This window comes from Nonomuraea sp. NPDC026600 (genome assembly GCF_040638335.1).
Classification (GTDB): domain Bacteria; phylum Actinomycetota; class Actinomycetes; order Streptosporangiales; family Streptosporangiaceae; genus Nonomuraea.
This window is the reverse complement of sequence record NZ_JBEZYD010000111.1, coordinates 1-1,555: the sequence shown is the minus strand read 5'-3', so window position 1 is coordinate 1,555 and position 1,555 is coordinate 1. Positions and strand designations below refer to the sequence as shown.

General features: G+C 64.6%; 1 protein-coding gene. It reads right to left on the bottom strand.

Annotated features, from left to right (window positions below):
• Nucleotides 1–54: 54 nt before the first annotated feature.
• Nucleotides 55–1,377, bottom strand: coding sequence for an IS256 family transposase (locus AB0F17_RS66425; RefSeq protein WP_358047853.1), 1,323 nt, complete (start codon nt 1,375–1,377; stop codon nt 55–57).
• Between the last annotated feature and the right edge of the window lie 178 nt (nt 1,378–1,555).

Below are 1,555 nucleotides of genomic sequence, written 5' to 3'. Positions count from 1 at the left end.
GAGCTTGTAACCTCAGATGTGTAAAGACGATCTTGTGTTGTGTGCTGTCTTGCTTTACCTGATGCGGCCTGGGTAGGCGGCGGCGAGTTCGTTGAGGGCTTCGCGCCAGCCGTGGGTTCTTTGCCCTTCGATTAGGCGGCCGGGGTAACCGGCGCGGTGGCCGTCTTGGCCGCGGTGGGTGGCGCGTTCGCGGGCGCGTTTGTCCTCGATGTTGATGATCGCGAGCCACAGCAGCTTGACGACGGCGTCATCGCTGGGAAAGTGTCCGCGGGCCTTGGTCACTTTGCGTAGCTGGTAGTTCAGGCTTTCGATGCTGTTGGTGGTGTAGAGCAGTTTGCGCACCGGAGGGGTGAAGGCCAGGAAGGGGGTGACCTGGTCCCAGGCGTTCTCCCAGACCTTCACCGCTTGCGGATACTTCTTGCCATGAGCGCTGCCGGCGAAGTCGTCCAGGGCGTCGAAGGCCGCGTCCGCGTCGGGCGCGGTGTAGATCTTCTTCATCTCCGCGGCGACGTCGGCTCGTTCCTTGCGGGGTACCAGCCGCAGGCTGTTGCGGATGAGGTGAACGATGCAGGTTTGCACGGTGGTGTGCGGGAAGGTGGCCTGGATGGCGTCCTCGAAGCCGGTCAGGCCGTCGCAGCAGGCGATGAGGATGTCTTGGACGCCGCGGTTGCGCAGGTCGGTGACCACACTGCGCCAGAACCCGGCGCCTTCCCCCGCGGCGGAGTTCCCGGCGTCGGTTTTGGCGATCCAGATGCCCAGGACGTGCTTGTCGCCGTCGGTGTCGATGCCGATGGCCAGGTAGGCGGGCTTGTTCTGCACGACGTGGTTGTCGCGGACCTTGACCACGATGGCGTCGAGGAAGACGACGGCGTAGAGCGGGTCCAGCGGACGCCGCTGCCAGGCCTTGACCTCTTCCATGACCTGCTCGGTGATTCTTGAGATGGTCTCGGCCGACAGCCGGGTGCCATACACCTGCTCGAGGTGGTGCACGATGTCGCGCACGCTCATGCCGTGCGCGTACAACGAGATGACCATGTCGTCCAGGCCGCCTGCCACTCTGCCTGCCCGCTTGGGCACCAGCACCGGCTCGAAGGACCCGGCGCGATCGCGTGGCACTGCCAGCTCCACCGGCCCGACGCCGGTCTGCACCGTCTTCTTGATCGCCCCGTTGCGGGAGTTGCCCGAGTTGTAGCCGCCGGTGGCGTGCCTGGTGTAGCCCAGATGCGCGGTCAGTTCGGCCTCCAGCGCCCGCTCCAGGACCGCCTTGACCAGGTCTCCGAGCATGCTGCCCTCACCGGTCAGCCGCAACCCGCCGGCCTCGTCCCGGGAACGGGCCAGCAACTCATCCAGCTGCCGATCGTCGAGCAGCTCACGGATCGGACGCTTGACAGCCTCCGAAATCGTAGACGAACCATTACTCCCAGTAGTCGACGATGGGCCGTCGACATCCTCGATCACAGACACGATGGTGCTTCTCCCCCCGAAGAAGTGGGTGTCCCCACAGGTCACTTGTTTCCCAGAAGATCACTCCTTACACACCTGTAGAGATACCCCC